The following is a 22,578-nucleotide window of genomic DNA, read 5'->3' on the forward strand; positions in this document are numbered from 1 at the left end:
GGCGGCTGGAAAAAGGAGAACCGCGCGGTGACCCCTGGCAGAGAAGCAATCACGTGCCCGTTCGACTTCAGCAAGGGGCTGGAGTTCGATCCCTCGCTCGCGGCGCTCATGGCCCGCGATTCCCTCACCCGGATCCGTTTGCCGTACGGTGACGCCGACGCTTGGCTGGTCACCGGGTTCGACGGGGTACGCCAAGTGACCACCGACCAGCGGTTCAGCCGGGCGGGGATCATCGGGTCCGACTACCCGCGGCTGACGCCGGAGCCCATCGTCTCCCCGGAGTCGATCAATGTGATGGACCCTCCGCACAGCAGCCGTCTGCGGCACCTGGCGTCCCAGGCGTTCACCCAGCGGCACGTGGACCAGATGAGGCAGACGATCATTCGGCTCGCGGACACCCTGCTCGACGAGATGGCCGCGCAGGGGCAGCCGGCGGATCTGGTGCAGCATTTGTCGAACCCGCTTCCCCGGCAGACCATCTTCGACCTGCTCGGCATTCCCCGGGAGGACTGGCGCCGGATGCAGGAGTACGTGCACCAGCTGTTCTCCACTGGCCCGGACAGCCGCCATACCCGGCGAACCACGACCCGGAGCGCTACCTGGACCCGGACGTCATCGACCCCGACCGGCCCTGCGTGCCGCACATGACCTTCGGCTGGGGCGGACACCGCTGCATCGCCGTACCGCTGGCCATGGCGGAACTGGAGGTGGCCATCGGTCGGCTGCTGGAACGCTTCCCGGGGCTGAGGCTCGCGGTCCCACCGGAGGAGGTGCGCTGGGACACGGAGACGATCCGCCGCTTCCCGATCGAGCTGCCGGTGGCCTGGTAGGACCGGACCGGTGGCGGTCGGGTTGAAGGCGACGCGGAGCGCCCTTGAGGCGGGCCGTGGAAGCACGGGTAAGCCATCAGGTAGAACTGGGGGTCAGCCGAGATACGACCGGAAGGGATAGCGGGGGCACTGTCACGTTGTTCGGTGCGTGGGCGTCTGACGGTGCGTGGGGGCGTCGTGGGACCGGGTGCCGGGCCCTGTGCTCAGGCCGCGGCGGGTCGGCCGATAGCGCCAGCGACCTGGTCCCAGATGGTGAAGCGGATGGTCATCTCGAAGCGGTGTTCGGCGGCGGTGCGGAGATGCCGCCGGGTACGGAAGTGGGGTGAGATGCCGCTGAACGCGGACAGGAAGCGTTGTGCTCCGCCGGTGCTGCGGAAGCCTTTCATCGCACGCTCGCGTTGCCTCGTTGGCTGGTGGCTGTTCTCGGCCCGGTTGTTCAGGCCCTTGTGGGAGCGGTGCTCCACCGACGGCATGACCTCCCGGTGGGCGGCGCCGTAGGAGCGGAGCTTGTCGGTGACGATCACCGCGGCACCGCACCGTTCTTCTTCATCAGATGCCGGAAGGCCCGCCTGGCCGCGGCCTTGTCCCGCCGCCCCTGGACGAGGATGTCCAGCACGTTCCCGTCCTGGTCGACGGCCCGCCACAGGTACTTCCGCTCACCATTGATCTTCACGAAGACCTCGTCCAGATGCCACTTGTCGCCGGGCCGGGGACGGCGACGGCGCAGCCCGTCAGCGTACGCCTGCCCGAACTTGGCGCACCAGCGGCGGACCGTCACAATGGGGCCCGGCACGAGACGACCAGGCGCGTGCGGTGCCTCGACGTACGCGCGCCCAGCAGTGGGCAGCGAATCTGGCGGCCGCCCGCCAGTACCAGCAGCGGGAAGGCCACCTGGAGGTCCCCCACCGGCATACCGAAGAAGTCGAGGGGACCGGGTACACGCTCGGGGTGTTCATCGCCAACAGCCGGGCCCGCAAGGACCGACTGGCGCCGGAACGTGTCGAGGAGCTCTCGGCGCTGGGGATGCGATGGGAGTAAGGCCCTGGGTGCAGTGACGTCTGGGGCTGCGCCTCGTGGTTTGCGTTCGGACTGTTCGCAGCCGCCGGGCATGAGCCCAGGAGCAGCTCTGGCCAGGCCAGGGAGCAAGCCCAGGAACGTCAGCGATCGGCCGAGGAAGCTGCGGGCCGCCGCTGACACAAGAAGGGCCGCGGGTGGCCCGAGCTGCCGGGCATGGCTACATCCCACGCAGTGCCGGCGCGGGACTCAGCGTCGGTTGCTCACTTGGACTCGGCCCACGTCTTGTCGAACCAGTCCAGGAAGGGGACGACCCCGCCGACCTTGGCGATACGCTCGTGGATCGCCCTCTGGTCATGTCCGGCGACGAAGTTGCGCCCCGTCGGGGTCTCGGTTCCACACCCGCAGGCGCACACCGTCCGGTCGAAGGGCGCGTCGAAGTACCGGACCGGGTTCTGACTCTTGCCCACGGGCGCCTTGCCGCCCACGTACTTGTCGTAGACGGGGTGGCCGGGCTTGAGGATCGTGCCGTTGATGGTGCGCCGACCGTCGGGGTCGGTGTCGGAGATGCCATCGATCTCAACGGCCAGGACGACGATGCCCACAGCTGTGAACAGGACGAACCGCTCGCTGTCGGCGCGGATGCCGAGCTTCCAGCGGCCGCGAGCGGCCTCCCAGACCTCCTCGTCGGTCAGTCCAGGTCGCCAGCCGGCGGACGACTGCCCGTACTCGTTGGCCGGAAACGTACGGTAGGCGCTGAGCGTAATGGTGAGCATGACTGTCCCCTCCCTCACCTCCAAGATGCCGCATCCAGGGGTCGCGGAAAGAGGCTATGACCGTCTATCAGATCAACACAATCCCGGGACTCAAGATACTTTTCATGCCGATCTTCACATCGACTCGATCCCGGGACGAGAAGTATGAATGAATGCGCTGAAGCCGTGCCCCGCCAGGCTGGTTCTCCTCAGCGCTACACTCCGACGGAACCCGCTGCCCCCCAGCCCACACCCTCATATCCGCACGAAGTTCACCCCGCCGCGCTCTTCTGGGTCGGGCCAACACGCGTCGCAGCATCCACCAACACGCGATGCGCGCCTGCCGGATCGCCGACCAGGCCGGGGGTGAGCGCCGATGTGATGGGGACGGTATCCCGTACCCGGCCTGCGATCAGGTCGGCGAGGGGACGCCCGGCGGCCTCAGCTTGATCCTTAACCTCGGCCTCGATCGATAGCTGTCGTATGGTCACTCATTGGGGTGATCCCTGTGTACGAGGGCGGCCTTCCTCGTGATCCTGAACTCTGCGACGAATATAGGAGTTCACAAGGAAGGCCGTGGTGATGAGTGTGCTGGCGCAGGTCGGCGAACGGGACGTGTTCGCGGAACTGTCACGCTTTCGGACGGCCTTCTACGGGGCTCTGTCCGCGCGAGCAGATGCGTTCTTCGAGCTGACCGACGCGCTGCTGTGCGCGGACGGCCCGGTGAGGACCCCGGTCGAGTTGTCGCTGATCGCCGAGCACCAGCGCGGCTACGGTTCGCTGTACGGGGCCTTGAACCGTGGCCGACCCAACACTGACGCCCTACGTGACCTGCTGGTATCGCAGCCTCTGCCGCGCTTCGGCGGGCGGATCGTGCTCACCGTGGCTGCGATCGGACGCCGCCTGCTCGCCGGAGCGGCTGTTCTGCCACGTCCACGGCCGGTCCCGCGCGGCCGCGCAGATCATCCCTGGCTGGCCGTACTCCTTCGTCGCCGCGCTGACGCTGGACCGCACCTCGTGCCCATCCGAGGACGGAGCAGGCCCTGGAACCATGAGGTTCAGGGCCTGCTTCTCTGGGATGCAACAAGGAGAAATGCGCTTCGCTTCCCTGAGCACAACGATTCTCGGCCTTGACTAGTCACGCCGCAACCGCGTCCTGCTCCCACTCCAGGAGACGTCACTCGATTGTTCCATCCCTTTCACGGACGGAGCAGACCGGTTCTCGATCTTGTTGCTCGAGTGGCTCCGAAACCCCTGTCGAAAACAGTTCGGGGTCATGAGCAAGGCGGATGCCGCACTCGAGGAGAGTCCGTTGGCCCGTTGAGGGGGTCGTGCCTGACCGGCACGGAGTAGGGCACCTTCAAAGGAATGAGCTGGAGTGGTGGGGTGTGTGTCGATCCGCATCAGATTTCTCAGGGGCGGGGCGGCTCGACGACGACCCGCGCGAAGTACGTCCGCCCGACGGACGCTGCCAACATCGCAGCGGCGGACTTCGCTGCCACACGCGCAGCACCTTCGGTCGCTTCAATCATGTAGACCCCAGGTCGGCAGCCGCTGGCGAAGCCCGCGAAGTTGAAGCGGCCGTTGAGGTCGGACGGCACCTCGTGGTTTCCGAATTGCAGTCCGCTACATGCTGCATCAAGGCTTGGGCTTGAAAGGGAGAATTCCTGGGCCGGGGGGAGGTGACGGCCGAACACGGTGAACGAGACGTGGCCATCGATGCCGGACTCGATCGTATTTTGGGGATCCACGTAGATGAAGCCGGGTGTCCATGGCGGCGGGCGATGGTCGGCCGCGTCGCGATGATGTGCTGGATCCCTGTCCGGAAGGACGGGACCGTTGTTCGCTGCCGTGGCCGATGCCGGGAGTGTGGCGGCCAGAGGGGCTACGATCGCTGCAAGGGCGGCTACGAGCACGCCTTTTTTACGCTTCATACATCCTCCTTTATCGAAGAAACGTTCGACACGTTCACCGCTGTACGCGGCGCATGAGGGGCGACGGACTGCCGTCTTTCGGTTCCAGCAGACGGCCCGGTCGCGGCCAGGCTTGTTGAGCGCCGCTTTCGGGTGATCAGTCCGGCGCGGCGGCAGGCCAGTCGTAGATTGTCGCCAATAGCCGCAGTGTCCGGCCCGCTTGCCCGCACTCACGTGGATGCCGGTGCTGAATCGAGGAGTGGTTGACGATCTTCTGGTCGGCGAATGGCTTCTACGGAGTCGCGGTAGCTCTTCCGCGGAGGATGCAGGTCGCCGCCAGGATCTGTGGCGTTCCGGGGTTCCGTGGGGGCATTGGACCCACACAACCCCGGAACATCATGCCTTCTCCCACGTCAGCATGCACGTAACACCCTTGTCAGTGAGGCAATGGTCCTCCCTTGATGTCACCGCGTTGTCAGCGTCGCCAAGGGATTTTGACGAACTTGATCATTGTCCGCGCCGTTGAGGCCATTGTTTGCCTGCTTGACGGTACATGCAAGCAAATCGGCGACCTGTCCGAGATCCTTGTTGGTCTGCTGCGGTACGTCGTTGGCGATGTTTCCGTTGGTGTGCGCCGGAAGAGTGTCCGAGCAGGTAATGGTATCCGCTGCGGCGTTGCCGGCTCCCGCGAGGATTCCCGCTGCGGTCAGCGCCGCTGTTGCGGCGATGTACCCAACCTTCATTTTGGCGTTGAGCATTGAACTTCCACCTTTCCCGTTTACTTCCCGGTATGCGAGTTCGGCTGCGCGGATCAGGAGGGATGTCTGATGGTAGATTACGGGCGCACTGCTCAACTGCACACGAACATCGACCAAATAGGTGAATGCTGAAGTTCACTCATGACGGCTATCGAGGGCAAGGCGGCAGCCGACGCGACTCCAGGAATCGGTTCCGCTCGAAGATCATCAAATTCGGCAGCCAACTGCCACCACAACTACCAGCGCTCATGCGCCGACGGGGCCAGTTGCTGCCGAGGCGTCCCGGACCGCCCGCTGTGGGCCGCGCACCCTCAGCCGCGGTCCCGGGCATGGCACGGCGACCGCCAAGGCTGAGAACGGACGACACCGAGAGCGCGACGTACGCGGGGCCATCGACCGCATCCGCCGCACCCCACAACCGCCAGGCCTAGCTGATTGAGCCGACGGCGCCGTGCGGCCCTGAACCGGTGAAGCTCACACAGACGCACCGTAGGACGGTGCGCGCCGCTGCCGTGGCCATCATCCGCCGCGTGGCGACCGGTGAGAACACCAAGGCCGACCGCATCGCGTTCCTCGTGCGTGACCGCCTCGGTGCCGTCGGCATCGGATACCTCCTACTCGTGCTCGCCGAGCAGATCACCGACCACGCTCCGGCCGAGGTGCGCAACGTCTTGAGCAAGGTCTGCCCCGAACTGGCCTTGATTGGTGAGGAGTTTGACTCCATCGCGCGGCGAGCCCGCAGCTTCGTCCCGCATGCGCCCTGTCGCCGGCCGCCCACCGACAGGGCCGTGATCTCCGCGTACGTCGCCGACTACCTCAGCGCCGTACAACGCCAGGACATGGGCGCCATGGCACAGGTCATGCGCCGCATCGAGAGCGGGAATGTCGCCGACTGGGCGGTGACGTACGAGATCATCCTGGCACTCGCGGCGATGTACTCCCCCGCCTCCACCTGAGCGCCTCCGACCACCAGGCAAGGCAATGGTGTGCGGCCTATGGATGATCAGCTGTCGGTGTTGACCGTGATGTTGTGCTCCGACGATGGCGCGGCGCCCCAGGCCCCGCAGCGCCGCGATGGAGGCGATCCCCCACGCGATGTGCCGTACCTCGCCCGCCGGTCCCTGCTCGAGCAGCTCCGATGGGACGCCGACCGGATCCGCATCCCGCCGTACTGGCCCGGGCAAGTCCAGGAAGCGCTGGAGTGGACCCGCGAGCACCGCCTTGAGGGCAACATCGCCAAGCGACTCGTTTCGCGATACTCCCCGGGGAAACGCTCAGCGTCGTGGATCAAGGGCAAGCATCTGCAGACGGCGGGCGTCACGATCGTCGGCTGGTACCCGGCGGGCTCCGCGCCTCCACGGTGCGGTGCCTGCTCCTCGCCGTCCCCGATGCCGACACGTGGCGGTTCGTCGGCACCCGCCGACCAGGTAGCGCAAGCGCGGCTCACTACGGCATTGCGCGCCCCAGATGCACTCCCCGGCCCCCACCGTCCGGCACCCCACGGGCTGTCAAAGCGCCGCCCTGCTGCGGGGGAACGGGCGGAGAACCGACCACGCGAGCGGGCCATCGCCGAGGCGACGCAGGCCGACGGGCGGGCGGATCGGGCGGTGCGGGCCGCCGTGGCCGAGCTGGCGGCGTGCGAGGAGCGGCTGCGCGATGCACAGCAGCGCGCAGCCGAGTCCGCGCAGCAGGTCGAAGAGCTCGCGCTGCAGCTTGAGGCAGCTCGCCGCGGACAGCAGCGGGCTGGGGACCGTGTCGCACATGCTGAGCGGGACGGTGATGCCGCCGAGCGCCAGCTGTCGAAGCTCTCCGCAAACCGCCCGCCGCCCCTCGGTGGCCACAGGCCGGCAACACCCCGACGCCCAGCCGCCTCCGCCTTTCCCTCGCCTGCGGGAGAGCAGTACGCCACAACGAGTGGAATATGCCATACGAATAGCCGCAAGGTCGTATCGAAACGGCCGCCTCACGGTAGATCAGAATCCCCGAGACGTGTCAGGACCTGGGGATGCTGATCAGCATTCGCCTTACATGATGGAGTTCACAGATGTCCCGTATTGCCAAGGCGGTCGCCTTCGTCACCACCACAGGTGCGGTCGTCATCGCCGCCGCGGGTTCCGCCGCCGCCGACACCGGTACATGGGGAGCCGCGGTCTACTCGCCCGGCGTGTTGTCGGGAAATCTCTTCCAGCATCCGATCGACATGCCGATCAACATCTGCGGTAACAGCTTCAATACGGTTGGCCTGCTCAACCGAGCCTTCGGCAAGGTCTGCCTCAACCGCTAACAACAACGGCCGGGCCGAGGGCGCCTTCTTCTCCGCCCCCGCGCTCGCCCGGAGGACTGCGGACAACCGCGACGTGGAGTCCTCCGACCGCTGTGCCCTGTCGCCCGAGCGGCGGGGCGCAGCGCTGATTACGGTGGAGGCCATTCCATACAAGCAGGCCGCAACAGGTTCCAAGCCCGTCGAGCCACAGCGCGGCGACCCCACCACCAACCGGGCCTCGAACGTCCGTCCCGCCTGAGGCTGACACGCAGTGGCCTGGGCGGACGGCCTACGAGACTTGAGCCCCCGGTCCGGGTCCCGCGTCGGGCAAGTCCAGCGGCCAATCGGCCGGAGACGCGGGCAGGCAGCATGAAGCCCCGCCCACACGGCAGCCGCAACGGCGTATGGACGGTGCCGTTGAAGTCAACGCCGTGACTATGTTGATGATCTTCCTAAGTGCTGACGGCGGGTCTGGATGGTGGGCCTTCGCGTGTCGCTGCGACTGCGCCTGGGTTCCACGGCACGCGGAGGTGGTGCGGGTACTTCTTCCTGCGCCTTGTCGGGGATGTTGGGTCGGCCATCAGGTGACGGCCGGCAGGGCGGCCAGCCGCCTCCCCACTGTCTGGGTAATCTGCCCTCCAGCTCATGGGAGGTCAACCGCGGATGGGTGCTCGCCGCGAACCTTGCTGCCGATCTCGACGCGTGGCTGCGGCTGCTGGCCTTGCATGACATCGACGGCCTAGCCGGCGCCGAGCCGGACACCATGCGCTTCCGCCTCTACCACCTGCCCGCCCGCCTCGCCAATCACGCCCGCCGTCGCTGGCTGCGGATCGAGTCGACCTCACCCTTGCACCATCCACCCGGATGAGGATCTTCGCGGCCGACGAGCCCGGGATCTGTGCGAGCGCGTCGGTAAGCACGCGGATGTGGCCATCCACCCTGTTCGCTCCGCGGGAGGGTTGGCTGTGACCTCACAGCCCAGTTCGCGCAGTGTGGCGAGGTGATGGGCCGCCAGGCGTTCGGGTGAGTAGAGCTGAGTGAAGTAGGCGCCACCGAGGTCGCGGTAGGGCTGGCGGCTGTCGAGCATGTGGGAGATCGAGACGATGATGGAGTGCTGAACGGCCTTGATCGACTTCGCGTGACCGCGGCGCGGCTTGAGCCGCATGTACTGGGCGTGCAGGTATGTGTCCTTGGAGCGGATCGCGGCCATGGCGCATGCGTGCAGGCAGGCTCCCAGCCATTTCGGGCCCTTGCGGGAACGGCCGGCGCGGGACTTGCCGGCCGACTCCCAGTTGCCGGGGCAGACTCCGGCCCGCGAGGCGAACGCTTTGGCCGAGCCGAAGCGGCTCATGTCCGTCCCGATTTTCACCGGCCAGCATCTGCGCGCTGCGCAGACCGATCCCGGGGATCGTGACCAGCAGCTCGATCGGGGCCAGGTGCGTCGCCAGTGCTTGGCCGATCTGCTCGCTGAGGCTGACGATCACCTCGTCCAGGTACTCCAGCTTCGCTGGGGTCTCGGCGACCAGCACCGCGTGTACGTGGCCGAAACGTCCGTCCAGCGCCTTGCGCAGCAGCGGGATCTTGGAGCGAAGCTTGCCCTTGGCCAGGTCGGACAGAGCCTGGTCGTGCGCCAACTCTCGCTCTGGACAGAATCCGTGATCACCGCAGCGAAGAGAGATCTGGGGCCACGAGAAGGGACGCCAGAGGAACCCGCCCCTATGCGAAGCCTGGGGAACTTCCCAAGGACCCTCGTTCCATCCGGGGGGAGGCCTGTGAAGGCGGCGCGGGTGATGCCGTGGCTGGTTTGGAAGCGGCGGACGATGTCGCGCATCCGCTGCAGGTCGCCTCGGGAGCCGGTTGCGTCCGAAATTTTTTGCACGCCCCCGCGCATTAACGACAATAGCATTAACCCCTACTCGCGACCTGACAACCCATCAACTTTGAAACAACCCATTGCCTTTCGGTGGCGGCCGATTTTACTTTTAAATCAACGAGCCCCGGTCTGGGGAACCGTTCAGGCGATCCAGCACTCTGAAAGGGAATGTCATGGCGCCTATCCTTCTCGCGGATGTACCCGCACAGGGCCCAACCACTGGGGGCAACACCGTCACGCTCATCGGCTTTGGGCTTTCCGGTGCCACGTCGGTCCTCTTCGGCACTACACCGGCCACCACTTTCACCGTACAATTCGACGGTGCCATTCTGGCAACTGTCCCGGCAGGCACGGGCAGCGTCCCGGTGACGGTGACCACATCTTCGGGTGTGAGCAACTCGCTCACCTACACCTACCAGGCCCCATCGGCACCCGTCATCTTCGCCCTGGTGCCGCCGATTGGATTGGCATTGGGCGGCATTCCGGTGCTGATCGCCGGCAATCACCTGTCCGCTGCCACGTCAGTCCTCTTCGGCAGTAAGCCAGCGACCAGTTTCACCGTCCTCGGCGATGGTGCCATCCTGGCGACATCTCCGCCCGGAACGGGCACAGTCGAGGTCACCGTGGTCGCCCCCGCGGGCACCAGCAACGCCGCCGCTTTCACCTACCTCTAGGGAATCCGGCCTCCCGAATTCCACGGAGCCATGCATAGCGGGATTCGATGAGTGAGTGCCCACCGGGCGACACGCCGCCGCCTCGTGTCACCAACTGAGCTCCAATCGGTGCCTCACGCACCGGTTGGAGCTCAATGCGCGAGTAATCGCCATATCCACGTTTACATTTTAGTTCGAATCGCTGCTGCTCGCCGCATCAGTGTTCCTCATGCCAATTTGGCGCAGCGTCACGACGGCGGCCGAGACGGCGCCGGTCCCTGTCCGGTATGCCGGCAGAAAGGGGCATCCGCCACCGGGGGCCTTCACCAGCACTCATCCACCATCGCTGTGCCGGGTCCGGCTCCGCTGCACCTGAGGAACATCGCGGGCATCACGGCGGATCCGCTCATCATAGCCCGCACCCGCGGCTACGGCATCAACGTAGAATCGCTCGGGCTGCCGGGCCTGGCGATCGGTCCTCGCGCCAGCCTCTTCATCGCGGTCCTTGCCGCCGCATCCGACGCCCTTCCGCCGTTTCCCTCCCGATAAGTAGTCATCGCGTACACTACGTTTTGAGGATACGCATGGGGCCGGGGCTATGTGAATGCGGCCCCGGCCCCGAGGCGTTGGCGTTCGCAGGTGGACAGAATTCTGCAGCGCGTTGACGTTCAGCCCTGCGGTGGACGCCGAATCTGTGCGTGAACCGGATTCCTGCCCGGCCTGAGGTGCTCCACGGGGCGCCCTTGCTGAAGGCGGAGAACCTCACTGACCGGCAGGCCGCCGAGGCGGTGCGCACCAGTGCCATCCGAGACGCTGACTGATAAGGCCGGAGGCCACCGGCCCGAGGGCGAGTGCCGCTGCCGGCGCGATCGTCCAGACCGCAACACCGATGTTGCGGGTACGCGGTGGGACGTCATGGGTGAGCACAGCCAGCGAGGCGGGGAGGATCAGGGCAGCTCCGATGCCCTGGGGGGCCCGATAGAACGTCAGAGCTGTACCGCTGTGCGCGAGGCTGCACAGAAGCGAGGAGGCTGTGAAACCGCGAGGCCCGTCACCAGTGTCGGTCGGCGCTCCCCATGCATCCCCCAGTGGCCGCCCACCAACAGCAGGCTGGTAAAGGTGGGCGGGTAGACCACCGACCCATTCGAGGTCGGAAAGACCAAGCCCGAGGTCTCGTTGAATGCGGGGCACGTTGAGGACGATGCTGTCCAGCACAGTCATGAATGCAACCAGGGCGAGCGCCGTCAGGACACAAGGACCGCGCAGCTGACTCATGAGGTCCTGACTCTTGATTCGGGCGAGCACGTCTGCCGCAGGCTCGACAGCTCGGCGTACGCCGCTCGGGTACGTTGCGGCCCCGCTTCGCATGCTATCGACTGAATTACTTCGGCCCTGCCGTACGGCGTCCGGATGTAAATCCAGAGACTCCCTGGCATACCGGGTAGTTCACGCAGTGCCGACACATTTGGCGGGGCGCTGCCATGGGGCGTAGTACATTCAAGTGACTCTCTCCGCATCAGGAAGCAATGCGACACGCAGCAAACTCTCCAGTGGGGCATCCGGTTTCCCCTATACTCAGGATTCGCACGGTCCCGAACGGTAACGGGGTCCGCGTGTTATGCCCGGACGGCGGGATCGAAACCCTCTTCTCTGCATCTCATCCATGGCTCGTGCGGAGGGGGTTCCGAAGCCCCCGACCCAGTTGGAGGGATTGGCGTTGTCCAGCCTCGATGAACGTGACCATGGACGCATGAATGCGTCGGCGATGAAGCAGGACACCCTCATCGGCCATCTGGCCCGTTCCGCGGCGCAGACCCCGGACTTCCCCGCGTTCACCTTCGTGGATTTCGCCGTTGACGGCACCGGGCGACCTGCCGCGCACACCTGGGCGCGTCTCGACCGTGAGGTACGGGCGATGGCCGCGGCGCTTCGCCGTGCCGGTGCCGGAGCCGAGCCGGTGGCTGTCCTGGCCCCGCAAGGCCCTCACTACGTGATCGGTTTCCTCGCGGCCATGTGTGCCGGGGCGATCGCCGTGCCCTTGTTCCCCCCCGACCTTCCCGGCCATGCCGACAAGCTTGCCGCCGCATTGGATGATGCGCGTCCCACACATATCCTCACGACGCGTGCCCAGCGGCAGCTGGTGGTGGACTTCTGTGCTGCGAGAGCCGTTTGCGGCGGCCCACCTGTGCTCGCTGTTGACGATCTTGCACTGGATCGGGACCCCGGCGCTGAGGAGGAGCTTGCCGGTGTTCAGCCGGGGCCGCAGGACTGCGCCTACCTTCAGTACACCTCCGGGTCGACACGAAGCCCGTCCGGTGTTGAGATCACCCATGCCAACGTTGTCGCCAACGCCCGGCACATCGCAAAGGCGTACGACATCCGCCGGGACTGCAATCACGTGGTCGGTTGGCTGCCGCTGTACCACGACATGGGTCTGGTCCTGATGGTCGCGGTTCCGGTCGTCGGCGCCGTCCATTCGGTGATCACTGATCCGATGGCTTTTGTGCAGCAGCCGGTGCGGTGGCTGCGGCTGCTGTCCCAGTACGCGGGGGCTGTCACCGCCGCGCCGAACTTCGCATACGACTACTGCGCACGGCGCGTGGCTGATGTGGATCGGCGGGAACTTTCCCTGGACCGGACGTCGGTAATGATCAACGGTAGTGAGCCGGTCCGGGCTGTGACCTTGGACCGCTTCCAGGAGGCGTTCGAAAGCTGTGGTTTGCGCAGGGAGGTCATGCGTCCGTCGTACGGTCTGGCCGAGGCGACGGTGTTCGTCTCCGGCTCGCCGCACGGCCAGCGGCCACGGGTCACCGCCTTCGATCGGGACCTGCTGGCGGGAGGCGTCGCACGTGCCACCACAGCGGCCGATTGCGTACCCGTCACCGAACTTGTCGCGTGCGGCCGTCCCGTCGACCAGGAGGTCGCGGTCGTCGATGCGATGTCCTGTCGCCGGCAACCGGACGGAAGGGTGGGAGAGATCTGGGTCCGCGGTCCCAATGTCGCACGCGGGTACTGGCGGCAGGCGCAGGCCAGCATGGAGGCCTTCGGCGCGGAGTTGGACGACGGCCAGTCAGGTAGGGGCGGCGGGTGGCTGCGCACCGGCGACCTGGGGGTCTGGTACGACGGGCAGTTGTACATCACCGGGCGCATCAAGGATCTGGTCATCGTCGATGGGACCAACCACTATCCCCAGGACATCGAACTGACGGTGCAAAATGCGCACCCGGCTATTCGCTGCGATCATGTCGCGGCGTTCGCGGTGGCCACCGAGGGCGGCGAGGGACTCGTTGTTGTCGCCGAGCATGCCCGGCACATCACCGATCCGGAGGCTGTACGCGACACCGCCGCCCGAGCGGTGCGCGCCGCCGTCGCCACGGCCCACGCGGTGTCCGTCACGGACTTCGTGCTCGCTGCGCCGCACACCGTACCCCGCACTACCAGCGGCAAAGTCGCCCGTCGCGCCTGCCGGGAACGCTATCTGAGCGGGATGTGGAAGAGCGCCCAGGACGCGGAGCCGGCTGCTGAGGACAGGACGGCATGACGGGGGCTGGAGGCGCGGGCGAAAGGGGAGGACCGGGCAGCTCGGAGGCGGGCACGCCGGCGTCGGCAGATGACGCCGGGATTCGCGCACTTGTGCGGCGGCTGGTCGCCGAACTGTGTGACGTGGCTCCCGACGAGATCGACGCCGACCGCCCGCTCATCGAGTACGGTCTGACGTCCCGGGACGCCGTCGCGATCTCAGGACGGTTGGAGGAGACGCTCGGCACGAGCCTGCCGGCCACGCTGCTGTGGCAGAACCCCACCGTCGAGGACCTGGCACGCAGCCTGACCACCGGATCCAGGGGAAGTGGCGCAGGCGAGGAGTCGGCGCCTGTCCCGCACACGGAGGCGTACGCACCCCAGCCGGACACCAAGCAGCCCGGCGGACTTCTGGCCGTCGTCGGCATCGGCTGCCGCTTGCCCGGCGGAATCGAGGGACCGCAGGCTTTCTGGGATTACCTGATCGCCGGTGGCGACGCCGTGGGCGAGGTGCCCTCTGACCGCTGGCAGGATTTCGACGACGGGTCGCCCGGTACCGCGGCGGCACTCGCCCGTACGACGCGGTGGGGAGCGTTCCTGGAGGATGTCGCCGGGTTCGATGCGGACTTCTTCGGGATCACGCCCCGCGAAGCGGAACTGATGGACCCCCAGCAGCGTCTGCTGCTGGAGGTGGCGTGGGAGGCACTCGACCACGCCGCCGTGCCGCCGTCGTCCCTGCGCGGTACCTCGGCAGGAGTGTTCGTCGGCCTCAGCTCCGTGGACTACGGCCATCTGACCACGGCCGATGTGACCGGCGTGACCGCCTGGACCGCTACCGGCGCGGCCGCAAGCGTCGCCGCGAACCGCCTGTCCTACCTGCTCGATCTGCAGGGCCCCAGCATGACGATCGACACCGCCTGCTCGTCGTCGCTGGTCGCGGTGCACCAGGCGTGCCGAAGCCTGCGCAGTGGCGAATGCGACCTGGCGATGGCCGCAGGGGTCAACGTCCTTCTCTCCCCGGCGATCACCGCGAGCTTCGACCAGGCCGGTGGTCTTTCCCCGGACGGCCGGTGCAAGGCGTTCGACGCCGCCGCAGGCGGCATCGTCCGCGGCGAGGGATGCGGCGTGGTCGTGCTGAAGCGGCTGGAGGACGCGCGGCGCGCCGGTGACACGATTCTTGCCGTCATCCGCGGCACAGCAGTCAACTCCGACGGACATTCGGCCGGGATCATGGCGCCCAATCCCGCTGCGCAGGAGGCGCTGCTGCGCGCCGCGCTGCGCGACGCCGGTGCCGACCCGGCCGATGTCGACTATGTCGAGGCGCACGGTACAGGCACGCTGCTCGGCGACCCCATCGAGGCCGGGGCCCTGGGCACGGTGCTGGGTGCTGCGCGGCCGGCTGGGCGACCGCTGCTCATGGGATCGGTGAAGAGCAACCTGGGGCACCTGGAAGGCGCCGCGGGCATCGTGGGCCTGATCAAGACCGTCCTGTCCTTGCACCACCGCACCATCCCTGCCAGCCTTCACTTCCGCACCCCGAACCCGCACATCGATTTCGCGGCCCAGCACCTGCGGGTCGTCAGCGAGACCACTTCGTGGCCTGGTAGGCAGCACAGAGCGGGGCTGGCGGGCGTGTCGGCGTTCGGGTTCGGCGGTACCAACGCGCACGCCATCGTGCAGCAGTGGTCCCCCCCGGCAGAGGAGTCGTCAGCCGTCCGGCCGGAGGACGTCCCGGATGCCGCGGAGCAGGACGCCGGCCTTCCTGACATCCTGGTCGTCTCCGGGCGATCCGTGGACAGGGTCGGCGAAGCCGCACGGAGTCTTGCCCACTGGCTGACGGCCCCCGCCGGACGACAGACATCCCTTGAGGATGTGACGCACACTCTGGGGCACTACCACCGAGGCTCGGCAGCCGCGGCCGTCGTGGGACGCGGACGCCAAGCGCTCGCCGAGCAACTGCTGGCACTCGCGGACGACCGCCCCAAGCCCGGCATCGTCGGCCCCCATGAGACCGGGCGTGAGGAACAAGGCCCCGGCCGGGGGGCAGTGTTCGTCTTCTCTGGCTATGGCGCCCAGTGGCCGGGCATGGGCCGTCGCCTGCTGGCTGAAGATGCCGCATTCGCCGCAGCGGTGGAGGACCTCAACCCCGTCTTCGCCTCACAAGCGGGCACGCGGCTGAGTGACCTGATCACCCGCGGCGTATCCGACACCGCTGTGGACCGCATTCAGCCCCTGCTGTACGGGCTTCAACTGGCGTTCGCCCGCACGTGGCAGGCCTACGGCGTCGAGCCGGCGGCGGTCATCGGCCACTCCATGGGCGAGGTGGCTGCGGCTGTGGTCGCCGGGGCTCTTGACGCGGCGGACGGCTTGCGCGTGATGCTGCGCCGCTCCGCACTGCTCGCCACCGTCGATGGCGCCCACACCGGTGCCATGGCCTCCATCGAGCTGCCCGAGGAGCTGCGCGCTGAGACCCTGGCCCGGTTCCCCGGCGTGGAGGTTGCGGTATACGCCTCGCCACTGCGATGCACGGTCGCCGGTCCCGCGGAACCAGTCGGCCGCCTTGTCGCCGAACTGGAGCAGGCAGGCCGCTCTGCCCACGTGCTCGACGTGCACGGCGCTGGCCACTCGGCCGCCGTGGACCCCGTCCTGCCGGCCCTGCGCGACGCCCTTACGGGCATCCGCGGCGCAGCGGCCACCATCCGCTGGTACGGAACGGTAGATGAGGACCCGCACGCGACCGGCGCGCCCGACGCCGGCTACTGGTGCGCCAACGCCCGCCGACCGGTTCGGCTGCAGCATGCCGTGGCTGCCGCGGCGGCGGACGGCCACAGCATCTTCGTGGAGATCTCGCCCCACCCGATCGCCGCCCTGCCGGTACGCGAGACACTCGAGGAAGCCGCTGGCACGAAGACCCTCGTGGTGCCCACACTGCGCCGCGGCGACGACGAACCCTTGGCTCTGCGCGCCAGTCTGGCCGCGCTCCACCTGGCCGGCGCCCAACGCCGCCCCGACCTGCTGTGGCCGACCGGCCGCCGCACGGCCTTGCCGACCTGGCCCTGGCGCCACGTACGCCACTGGGTGGGCCGCGGGGCGGCTCGCAGGCCGCGCGCGGACGGACATCCGCTGCTCGGCCTGCGCGTGGACGTGCCCGGCACCAGTCGCATCCTGTGGCAGGGCGACGTCGGCACCGACGGATGGAACAGTATCCAGCGGCCCGTCCACGGCACGGCGGTCATGACGCTCGCGGCCTGCGCGCAGATCATTTTTGCCGCGGCGGGAGAAGCCACAGGGGTGTCCACGGACGGCGTCGTTGTCCAGGACCTGGCGCTGGACCACCTGCTGCCCCTGTCCGGTAGCACGCCCGTCACCGTCGTGTGGGATCCCCTCGACCGCCTGCGTGCCGCAGTCCGTCTTCACACACGGTCCGCGGCCGGCACCTGGCTATGTCACGCCTCGGCCGTGGTGGTGGCCGACTCGTCGCAGTCACCCGCCACCACCGGCCGCGCCGTCGCCTCCCGGCACGCCGCCGCGTCGCAGAGACCTCTGCTGGAGCGGGACGGAATCACGGCACTGTCCGAGCCGCTCGATGCCGGCCTGCACGCGCCCATCACCGCCGGGATGCCAGCCGGTGCGGGGCCACAGCAGCCGGAGGGCCAGTCCTCGGCAGCCGCCGTGCAGGAGATCATGCCTGTCTCGGTCGCCTCGCTGCGTGTAGGACGCCACGGGACGATGCGGGGCCCCAGCCGCCTGCGTCGACTTCCCCCCGAGGCGACCGGACCTTTGGCGCAGGACCGCGGGCAACTGCCGGTGCACAGCCGCTGGGATGTGGGTCTGGAGGACGGCGACGGCCACCCGGTGGTCGATGTGCGGGGCCTGACTCTGCGTGCCCTGGAGCCGAGCGAGGTACCGCTGCCGCTTCGGGAGACCACCTACGAAATCCTCTGGGACAAGGCTGCGGTACCCCCCGCGGCCGAACATCCTCCGGCCCAATGGCTCATCCTCACCACCGGACGCGACGAGGCATCCGGCACAACAGACCGCTACGTTGCCCCACTCGGCGCGGCGCTCGAGCGCCAGGGGGCCACGGTCACCGCCCGCCACTGCCACCAGGAAACCAGCGAACGTATCCTGCGCTCCTGGTGCGAGCAGACCGAGGGTGCACCGGCCGGTGTCGTCCTGCTCTTCACCGAGCCCGCCGGCCCCGCCGGCGCCCGGGGGACAGTCCTGGCCGCCGCCGACGTCGCCCGTCACCTCGCCGCCCGGTCCACGGCTGCCTCACCCCCCCGCCTATGGCTGGTGACCGAGCGGACGATGCAGGTGACAGCGGGAGAGATCGGCGACCCCGACCGAGCCTGTCTACGCGGACTGGTGCGCGTCCTGGCCCTGGAACATCCCCACCTGAGAACGTGCATGCTCGACGTCGACCGGGCTGCCGGTGTTGCCGACGACCTCGTTCGCGAGCTGCTCGCGGACAGCGCCGCAGACGAAGTCGCCTGGCGCGGCGGCACCCGGTTCGTCGCCCGCCTCACTCCAGCAGACCCGCAGCCCGACGCCACCGCGGCCGCCTTCGCCCGCCCGGACGGCGCCTACCTCATCACCGGCGGTCTCAGCGGACTTGGGCTGGCCACCGCCGAGCGGCTCGCCGAACGCGGCGCCGGCCGGCTCGTCCTGGGCGGGCGCCGCCCGCCCGCCCCGCGGACCCAGGACGTCCTCGACGGTTTGCGCGCCCGTGGCACCTCGGTAGAGGTCGTGCTCGGGGACGTCGCCGTCCCGGACGTCGCGGCGCGCATGGTCGCGACGGCGATGGCGGAGGGGCATGTCCTGCGTGGCGTCGCCCACGCTGCGGGAGTGCTGCATGACCGCCTCCTGACCGATCTGACCCCCGACGACATCGACACGGTGCTCCGGCCGAAGGTCGAGGGCGCCCTCCGGCTGGAGAGGGCCATCATGGGACACCACCTCGACTGGTGGCTGGCCTTCAGCTCCGCGGCTGCCCTCCTCGGCTCCCCCGGCCAGGCCGCTTACGCCGCGGCGAACGCCTGGCTTGACGCCCATGCTCTGCGCCGCCGCGCGCAAGGTATGCCCGCGACGTCCATCGCCTGGGGAGCCTGGGCCCAGATCGGCGCAGCGCCGAACACAGCAGCTTTGGCAATCCACCCCATCAGGCCGGACCAGGGGCTGGATGCGCTGCAGCTTCTGCTGGCGGGCGAACGCCCTCACACCGGGGTGTTGCGGCTGGATACGCGCCGGGCCGTGCAGGCATTTCCCGGCATGGAATCCCTCCCGTTCTTCACCGACCTGCTGCGCGGCGCCGTCAGCGACGACACCTGGGGCGGCCCCGAGGCGCTGTACGCCCTGGGCGCCGGGGCGGCAGACGCGGCCCGCCGACGCCTGCGCCAGCGCGCCGCGGCCGTTATGGGCTACGAGCCCGAGGGCATGGACAGCTCCGTGCCGCTCACCACACTCGGGCTCGATTCCCTCATGTCCGTGCGCATCCGCAATGCGGTGCAGCAGGACTTCGGCATCGTGATGCCGAGCACACTGCTGCTGCGCGGCGCCAGCCTGGAGGACCTGGGCGACGAACTACTTGCCGCCCTCGACCTGCACAGCATGGCGCAGACAGCCGACGTCGGCGGTCCTGGCTCGTCTGCTTCGCCGCGGGGCGAAGGCTGCGACTTCGGCGCAGCGGCTGCGGCGGCTATCTCCCCGGCTGACCGCGTGCGCCCCCTTCTGCCAACGACGCTCGCACCCCGTGACGCCTCCGAGCGACTGGTCGCGGGAGTGTGGGAGAAAACCCTGGGCCGGCGACCTGAAAGCCTCCACCAGGACCTGAGAGCCGCAGGCGGCGACGAGTCTGTCGCTGATGCACTGGCAGCCGGTATCCACCATCGGCTCGACGCCACGTCACCTGTTATCACCGGCCAGCAGATTCTCGCCCACCCCACCGTGGCAGCCATCGCCGATCTGATCCGTCCAGCGGTGAACGGCGAGGGCAGCGACACACTGCGTGTCCTGCGTTCTGCTGATCACGGGACCGGCACTGCCCCACTGTTCGTATTCCACCCTGCCGGCGGGCCGACCTCGGTGTACCGTCCGCTCGTCCACCTCCTGCCGGCACACCAGCCCGTATACGGATTCGAGCGGGTCGACACGCTGGCGTCGATGGAGGACAAAGCCCAGCACTACCTGGAGATGATGCGAGACATCCAGCCCTGCGGCCCCTACCGGCTGCTCGGCTGGTCCTTCGGCGGCTGCCTGGCATACGAGACGGCTTCGCGGCTGCACGACGCAGGCGAACCAGTGGACTACCTGGGCCTCATTGACACCATCTTGCCGGCAGCTCTGCCAGGCACGGATTCGAAGGAGATGGTGCTGGAACGCTTCAAACGGTTCGCGGAGTACATCGAAATCACCTACGGCCGCCCCTTGCGACTGCCCTACGAGGAGCTCGCACGCTCGGCCGAGGACGACCAGATCGAGATCGTCATGCGCCTGGTCGCCGAGACCGGACTCGACATGAGCCCAGGCATTCTGGAACACCAACGAACCTCCTACATCGATGCCCGGATCGGCGAGCACTACCAGCCGCAACCGTACGCAGGCCACGTCGTGCTCTACCGCGCGCAGGAGGCCCAAGTGCTGACCACGGCACTCGACCCGCGATACCTGCGATACGAAACCGACCTGGGTTGGGCACCGCTGTGCCCTTCTTTGGAAGTCGTCCCGGTGCCAGGCGATCACCTGACGATGATCGATCCGCCACACGTAACCGTCATCGCACGGCATCTTGTCACCAGCTTGCAGGAGCTCTCCTGAGGTCCCGACGGCCGTCTGGCGAACACACGCCGCGAGCCGCACCGGCATGACACGTCAGCGTGTACGGCCCGAGCAGGAACCGGGTCAAGCACAAACCGGTACGCCTGCATCGCGATCACCTGGCCAGACTCACCGGTCGTCACCGACAACGAACCACCTGCCGACAGGTGTTGGCAGTTACTGAAAGCCGCCGATGAACCACGCGGCGTCAGCAACCTGTGCCATGCCATTCCGGACTACTGTCGCCGCTTTCCGCCCCAGCCCCTTCTTCGGATGCAGCGATCGCCATGACCTCACCGATCCCACACCCGCTGCGCGCCCCTGCGTCAACGGCTCCGGCCCCCTCACGCGTTAGCGGCAACACCACACACGGGCCGCTGCTCCCTTGTCCGCCTGCCGCAGAAAGCGGGCGGCGGGGGCGCCGCTTCGCCGTAGAGGGTCGGCTTGCATGGGCCGGCCGGCAATCTGCCCGTGCCTTTCTCGTCGCCTGCCTGGCCATCGCCCCGGCCACAGCCTCGGCGATGGTTCCCGCGGCCGCAGGTTCACACAGAGCGCTCATGGCCGCGCGCACATTCCCCTCGGGAGAAGCCGACGACGGTGCCTTCGTCAGCGACGTCCGGCGGATCGACGCGCACACGATCGATCTGAGTGTCTACTCCCCGGCCATGGGCGAATCGGTCCCCGTCCGAGTACTTCTCCCCCGAAGCTGGCTGCGCGATCCGTACCGTTCCTTCCCTGTCCTGTATCTGCTGCAGGGCGCCATCGACGACTACACCTCCTGGACCCGTGAGACGGACGTCGAACGGCTCGCGGCGAAGTCCGATGTTTTGGTGGTGATGCCGGACGGCGGGCGCGCAGGTTTTTACACGGACTGGTGGAATTTCGGGCATCCAGGCGGCCCGAGATGGGAGACATTCCACACCGTTGAACTCCCGCAAATCCTGCGAGGCGGCAACCGTGTGACGGAAGCGCAGGCCGTTGTGGGCATCTCCGAGGGCGGCTTGGGCGCACTTGACTACGCGGCACGGCACCCAGGCGCCTATCGCTTCGCCGGATCCTTCAGCGGTGCTGTCGACGTCTCGGACCCGCTGACGCAATCCGCCATCACCCTCATCTGCCTACGCGAGGGTGTGGACCCGCGGCGGCTATGGGGCGACCCACAGGGCCAAAGAGCCATCTGGAACGCCCACAACCCCAGCCGGATGATCGACGAATTCCGCGGCACAAAGGTGTACCTGTCCGCCGCCAGAGGGAAACCCGGCCGCCTGGACAAGAACAGCCCCCCTCTGGCGGGGCTGTTGGAGGCGGCCCTCTACCAGCAGAACGCTGCCTTTGCCGAACGGCTCCGGGCGGCGGGCGTGGACGTCACCGCGCATCTGTACCGGACCGGCACCCACACCTGGCGCTATTGGCGACGGGAGTTGCACCGCGCATGGCCCTCCATCCTGGCCGCCCTGGGGAGTTGAGCGGACACGATATCTGACTGTTGCCTGTCAGACACAGAGGTGTGCGATACGATGAAGCAGCCTTCGGCCGAGGGCCGAGACCAAGAATGTGACAGTCCCGGGGACGACCTCGACGGCGGCACCGAGCCGGCGGCCGGTCACCTTGTGCGTACCGGCGCGGGCGACTGTGAGGAACTGCCCCCACTCCTGCAAAGCCGCGAGTTGCTCGACCGGATCTTCCGCGAGCTCCAAGCCTGTCGGATTCCCCATGGGCACCGCGGTGGGCGGTGAGGCCGATGCCCTTGCGTGCCAGCTCTCAAGTCCCCCCTTAACCGGTGTCTCCACGCTGCGTGACCGGGAGGAACACCGCACAGACCACACCTGAGCGGGGGATGCTCCTCGTTCTTCGCTACTCCGTTTGGGGGGCACGGGTCACGCCCTCGCCCGGTCCTTTCCGCTAGCCCATGACCTGGCCTTTCCCGAACGCGAGCGGAGGCGCGGCAACGATGCAGGGGCGAGATGCGTTTGCGCTCCGATGCGGCGGATGGCGTACTCGAACGCGAGCCTTCACTTGTTGCCCGCATAAGGCGCTGGGCACTTGCTGCAACTTCATACGGAGAACAAGCGCGGCATGCTCCCGATCCCCACGCCCTGCAACCGCCTGCGGCTTGCGGGACAAGGGAGCAAGCACACCTTCCCTCCTGCTTCATCACCGTGCACCGCCTGACTCGGCCAGCCG

The 22,578-nt window shown here is 67.8% G+C and carries 15 protein-coding genes and 3 pseudogenes; 10 read left to right on the plus strand and 8 right to left on the minus strand.

Features of this window, described 5'->3' with window-relative positions:
- The first annotated feature begins 27 nt into the window (after positions 1–27).
- A pseudogene (locus tag NGB36_RS03645) lies at positions 28–830 on the plus strand (cytochrome P450).
- Between the two features lie 203 nt (positions 831–1,033).
- Here the strand turns inward: NGB36_RS03645 and NGB36_RS03650 are convergent.
- A pseudogene (locus NGB36_RS03650) lies at positions 1,034–1,605 on the minus strand (IS6 family transposase); the annotation flags it as partial.
- Between the two features lie 38 nt (positions 1,606–1,643).
- Between NGB36_RS03650 and NGB36_RS03655 the strand changes: the two are divergent.
- Positions 1,644–1,868: a helicase associated domain-containing protein gene (locus NGB36_RS03655; protein WP_255918577.1), complete on the plus strand. Its 225-nt coding sequence runs from the start codon at positions 1,644–1,646 to the stop codon at positions 1,866–1,868.
- Between the two features lie 239 nt (positions 1,869–2,107).
- Here NGB36_RS03655 and NGB36_RS03660 read toward each other — a convergent pair whose 3' ends face one another.
- Together NGB36_RS03660 and NGB36_RS03665 are read right to left on the minus strand one after the other, a co-directional pair.
- Positions 2,108–2,620 (minus strand): hypothetical protein, encoded by a 513-nt coding sequence (locus NGB36_RS03660; protein ID WP_255918578.1) that lies wholly within the window; start codon positions 2,618–2,620, stop codon positions 2,108–2,110.
- A gap of 251 nt (positions 2,621–2,871) precedes the next feature.
- Positions 2,872–3,090: a hypothetical protein gene (locus tag NGB36_RS03665; protein ID WP_255918579.1), complete on the minus strand. Its 219-nt coding sequence runs from the start codon at positions 3,088–3,090 to the stop codon at positions 2,872–2,874.
- A 91-nt stretch (positions 3,091–3,181) separates the two neighbouring features.
- Here NGB36_RS03665 and NGB36_RS03670 point away from each other — a divergent pair.
- Positions 3,182–3,617, plus strand: a pseudogene (locus tag NGB36_RS03670) (transposase); the annotation flags it as partial.
- Between the two features lie 394 nt (positions 3,618–4,011).
- Here the strand turns inward: NGB36_RS03670 and NGB36_RS03675 are convergent.
- Together NGB36_RS03675 and NGB36_RS03680 are read right to left on the minus strand one after the other, a co-directional pair.
- Positions 4,012–4,533, minus strand: a complete 522-nt coding sequence (locus NGB36_RS03675; RefSeq protein ID WP_255918581.1) for a hypothetical protein — start codon at positions 4,531–4,533, stop codon at positions 4,012–4,014.
- A 443-nt stretch (positions 4,534–4,976) separates the two neighbouring features.
- Entirely contained in the window at positions 4,977–5,270 is a 294-nt protein-coding gene (locus NGB36_RS03680) for a hypothetical protein (RefSeq protein ID WP_255918582.1), read from the minus strand.
- 497 nt (positions 5,271–5,767) lie between these two features.
- Between NGB36_RS03680 and NGB36_RS03685 the strand changes: the two genes are divergently transcribed.
- Positions 5,768–6,226 carry a hypothetical protein gene (locus tag NGB36_RS03685; protein WP_255918583.1) on the plus strand — a complete coding sequence of 153 codons (459 nt, stop codon included), beginning with the start codon at positions 5,768–5,770 and terminating at the stop codon, positions 6,224–6,226.
- 552 nt (positions 6,227–6,778) lie between these two features.
- Here the strand turns inward: NGB36_RS03685 and NGB36_RS03690 are convergent.
- Positions 6,779–7,111, minus strand: a complete 333-nt coding sequence (locus tag NGB36_RS03690) for a hypothetical protein (RefSeq protein WP_255918584.1) — start codon at positions 7,109–7,111, stop codon at positions 6,779–6,781.
- Positions 7,112–7,314: 203 nt separating this feature from the next.
- On the opposite strand from NGB36_RS03690, the gene NGB36_RS03695 reads away from it, so the two are divergent.
- Entirely contained in the window at positions 7,315–7,554 is a 240-nt protein-coding gene (locus tag NGB36_RS03695) for a chaplin (RefSeq protein ID WP_255918585.1), read from the plus strand.
- A gap of 646 nt (positions 7,555–8,200) precedes the next feature.
- Positions 8,201–8,401 carry a hypothetical protein gene (locus NGB36_RS03700; RefSeq protein WP_255918586.1) on the plus strand — a complete coding sequence of 67 codons (201 nt, stop codon included), beginning with the start codon at positions 8,201–8,203 and terminating at the stop codon, positions 8,399–8,401.
- On the opposite strand, the gene NGB36_RS03705 is transcribed toward NGB36_RS03700, so the two are convergent.
- Positions 8,375–8,884 carry a transposase gene (locus tag NGB36_RS03705; RefSeq protein WP_255918587.1) on the minus strand — a complete coding sequence of 170 codons (510 nt, stop codon included), beginning with the start codon at positions 8,882–8,884 and terminating at the stop codon, positions 8,375–8,377. The two genes, NGB36_RS03700 and NGB36_RS03705, sit on opposite strands and share 27 nt — an antisense overlap.
- 695 nt (positions 8,885–9,579) lie before the next feature.
- Here NGB36_RS03705 and NGB36_RS03710 point away from each other — a divergent pair.
- On the plus strand, positions 9,580–10,080 hold the full coding sequence (locus tag NGB36_RS03710; RefSeq protein WP_255918588.1) for an IPT/TIG domain-containing protein: 501 nt from the start codon (positions 9,580–9,582) through the stop codon (positions 10,078–10,080).
- A 741-nt stretch (positions 10,081–10,821) separates the two neighbouring features.
- Here NGB36_RS03710 and NGB36_RS33650 read toward each other — a convergent pair.
- Entirely contained in the window at positions 10,822–11,427 is a 606-nt protein-coding gene (locus NGB36_RS33650; protein ID WP_372509360.1) for an MFS transporter, read from the minus strand.
- 382 nt (positions 11,428–11,809) lie between these two features.
- Here NGB36_RS33650 and NGB36_RS03715 point away from each other — a divergent pair, with 382 nt between their 5' ends.
- From NGB36_RS03715 to NGB36_RS03725, 3 genes are all read left to right on the plus strand, one after another.
- Positions 11,810–13,600 carry a fatty acyl-AMP ligase gene (locus NGB36_RS03715; RefSeq protein ID WP_255918589.1) on the plus strand — a complete coding sequence of 597 codons (1,791 nt, stop codon included), beginning with the start codon at positions 11,810–11,812 and terminating at the stop codon, positions 13,598–13,600.
- Positions 13,597–20,394: a type I polyketide synthase gene (locus NGB36_RS03720; protein ID WP_255918590.1), complete on the plus strand. Its 6,798-nt coding sequence runs from the start codon at positions 13,597–13,599 to the stop codon at positions 20,392–20,394. The genes NGB36_RS03715 and NGB36_RS03720 overlap by 4 nt, the downstream gene beginning before the upstream one ends.
- 557 nt (positions 20,395–20,951) lie before the next feature.
- Positions 20,952–21,860: an alpha/beta hydrolase gene (locus tag NGB36_RS03725; RefSeq protein ID WP_255918591.1), complete on the plus strand. Its 909-nt coding sequence runs from the start codon at positions 20,952–20,954 to the stop codon at positions 21,858–21,860.
- The last annotated feature ends 718 nt before the right edge of the window (positions 21,861–22,578 follow it).

The organism is Streptomyces humicola, from assembly GCF_024436035.1.
Taxonomy (GTDB): Bacteria; Actinomycetota; Actinomycetes; order Streptomycetales; family Streptomycetaceae; genus Streptantibioticus_B; species Streptantibioticus_B humicola.

Coding starts and splice junctions, on each gene's coding strand:
- NGB36_RS03660 (WP_255918578.1), bottom strand. CDS start 2,620: ATGCTCACCATTACGCTCAGCGCCTACCGTACGTTTCCGGCCAACGAG.
- NGB36_RS03675 (WP_255918581.1), bottom strand. CDS start 4,533: ATGAAGCGTAAAAAAGGCGTGCTCGTAGCCGCCCTTGCAGCGATCGTA.
- NGB36_RS03680 (WP_255918582.1), bottom strand. CDS start 5,270: ATGCTCAACGCCAAAATGAAGGTTGGGTACATCGCCGCAACAGCGGCG.
- NGB36_RS03695 (WP_255918585.1), top strand. CDS start 7,315: ATGTCCCGTATTGCCAAGGCGGTCGCCTTCGTCACCACCACAGGTGCG.
- NGB36_RS03705 (WP_255918587.1), bottom strand. CDS start 8,884: ATGAGCCGCTTCGGCTCGGCCAAAGCGTTCGCCTCGCGGGCCGGAGTC.
- NGB36_RS03710 (WP_255918588.1), top strand. CDS start 9,580: ATGGCGCCTATCCTTCTCGCGGATGTACCCGCACAGGGCCCAACCACT.
- NGB36_RS33650 (WP_372509360.1), bottom strand. CDS start 11,427: ATGCGAAGCGGGGCCGCAACGTACCCGAGCGGCGTACGCCGAGCTGTC.
- NGB36_RS03715 (WP_255918589.1), top strand. CDS start 11,810: ATGAATGCGTCGGCGATGAAGCAGGACACCCTCATCGGCCATCTGGCC.
- NGB36_RS03720 (WP_255918590.1), top strand. CDS start 13,597: ATGACGGGGGCTGGAGGCGCGGGCGAAAGGGGAGGACCGGGCAGCTCG.
- NGB36_RS03725 (WP_255918591.1), top strand. CDS start 20,952: ATGGCCGCGCGCACATTCCCCTCGGGAGAAGCCGACGACGGTGCCTTC.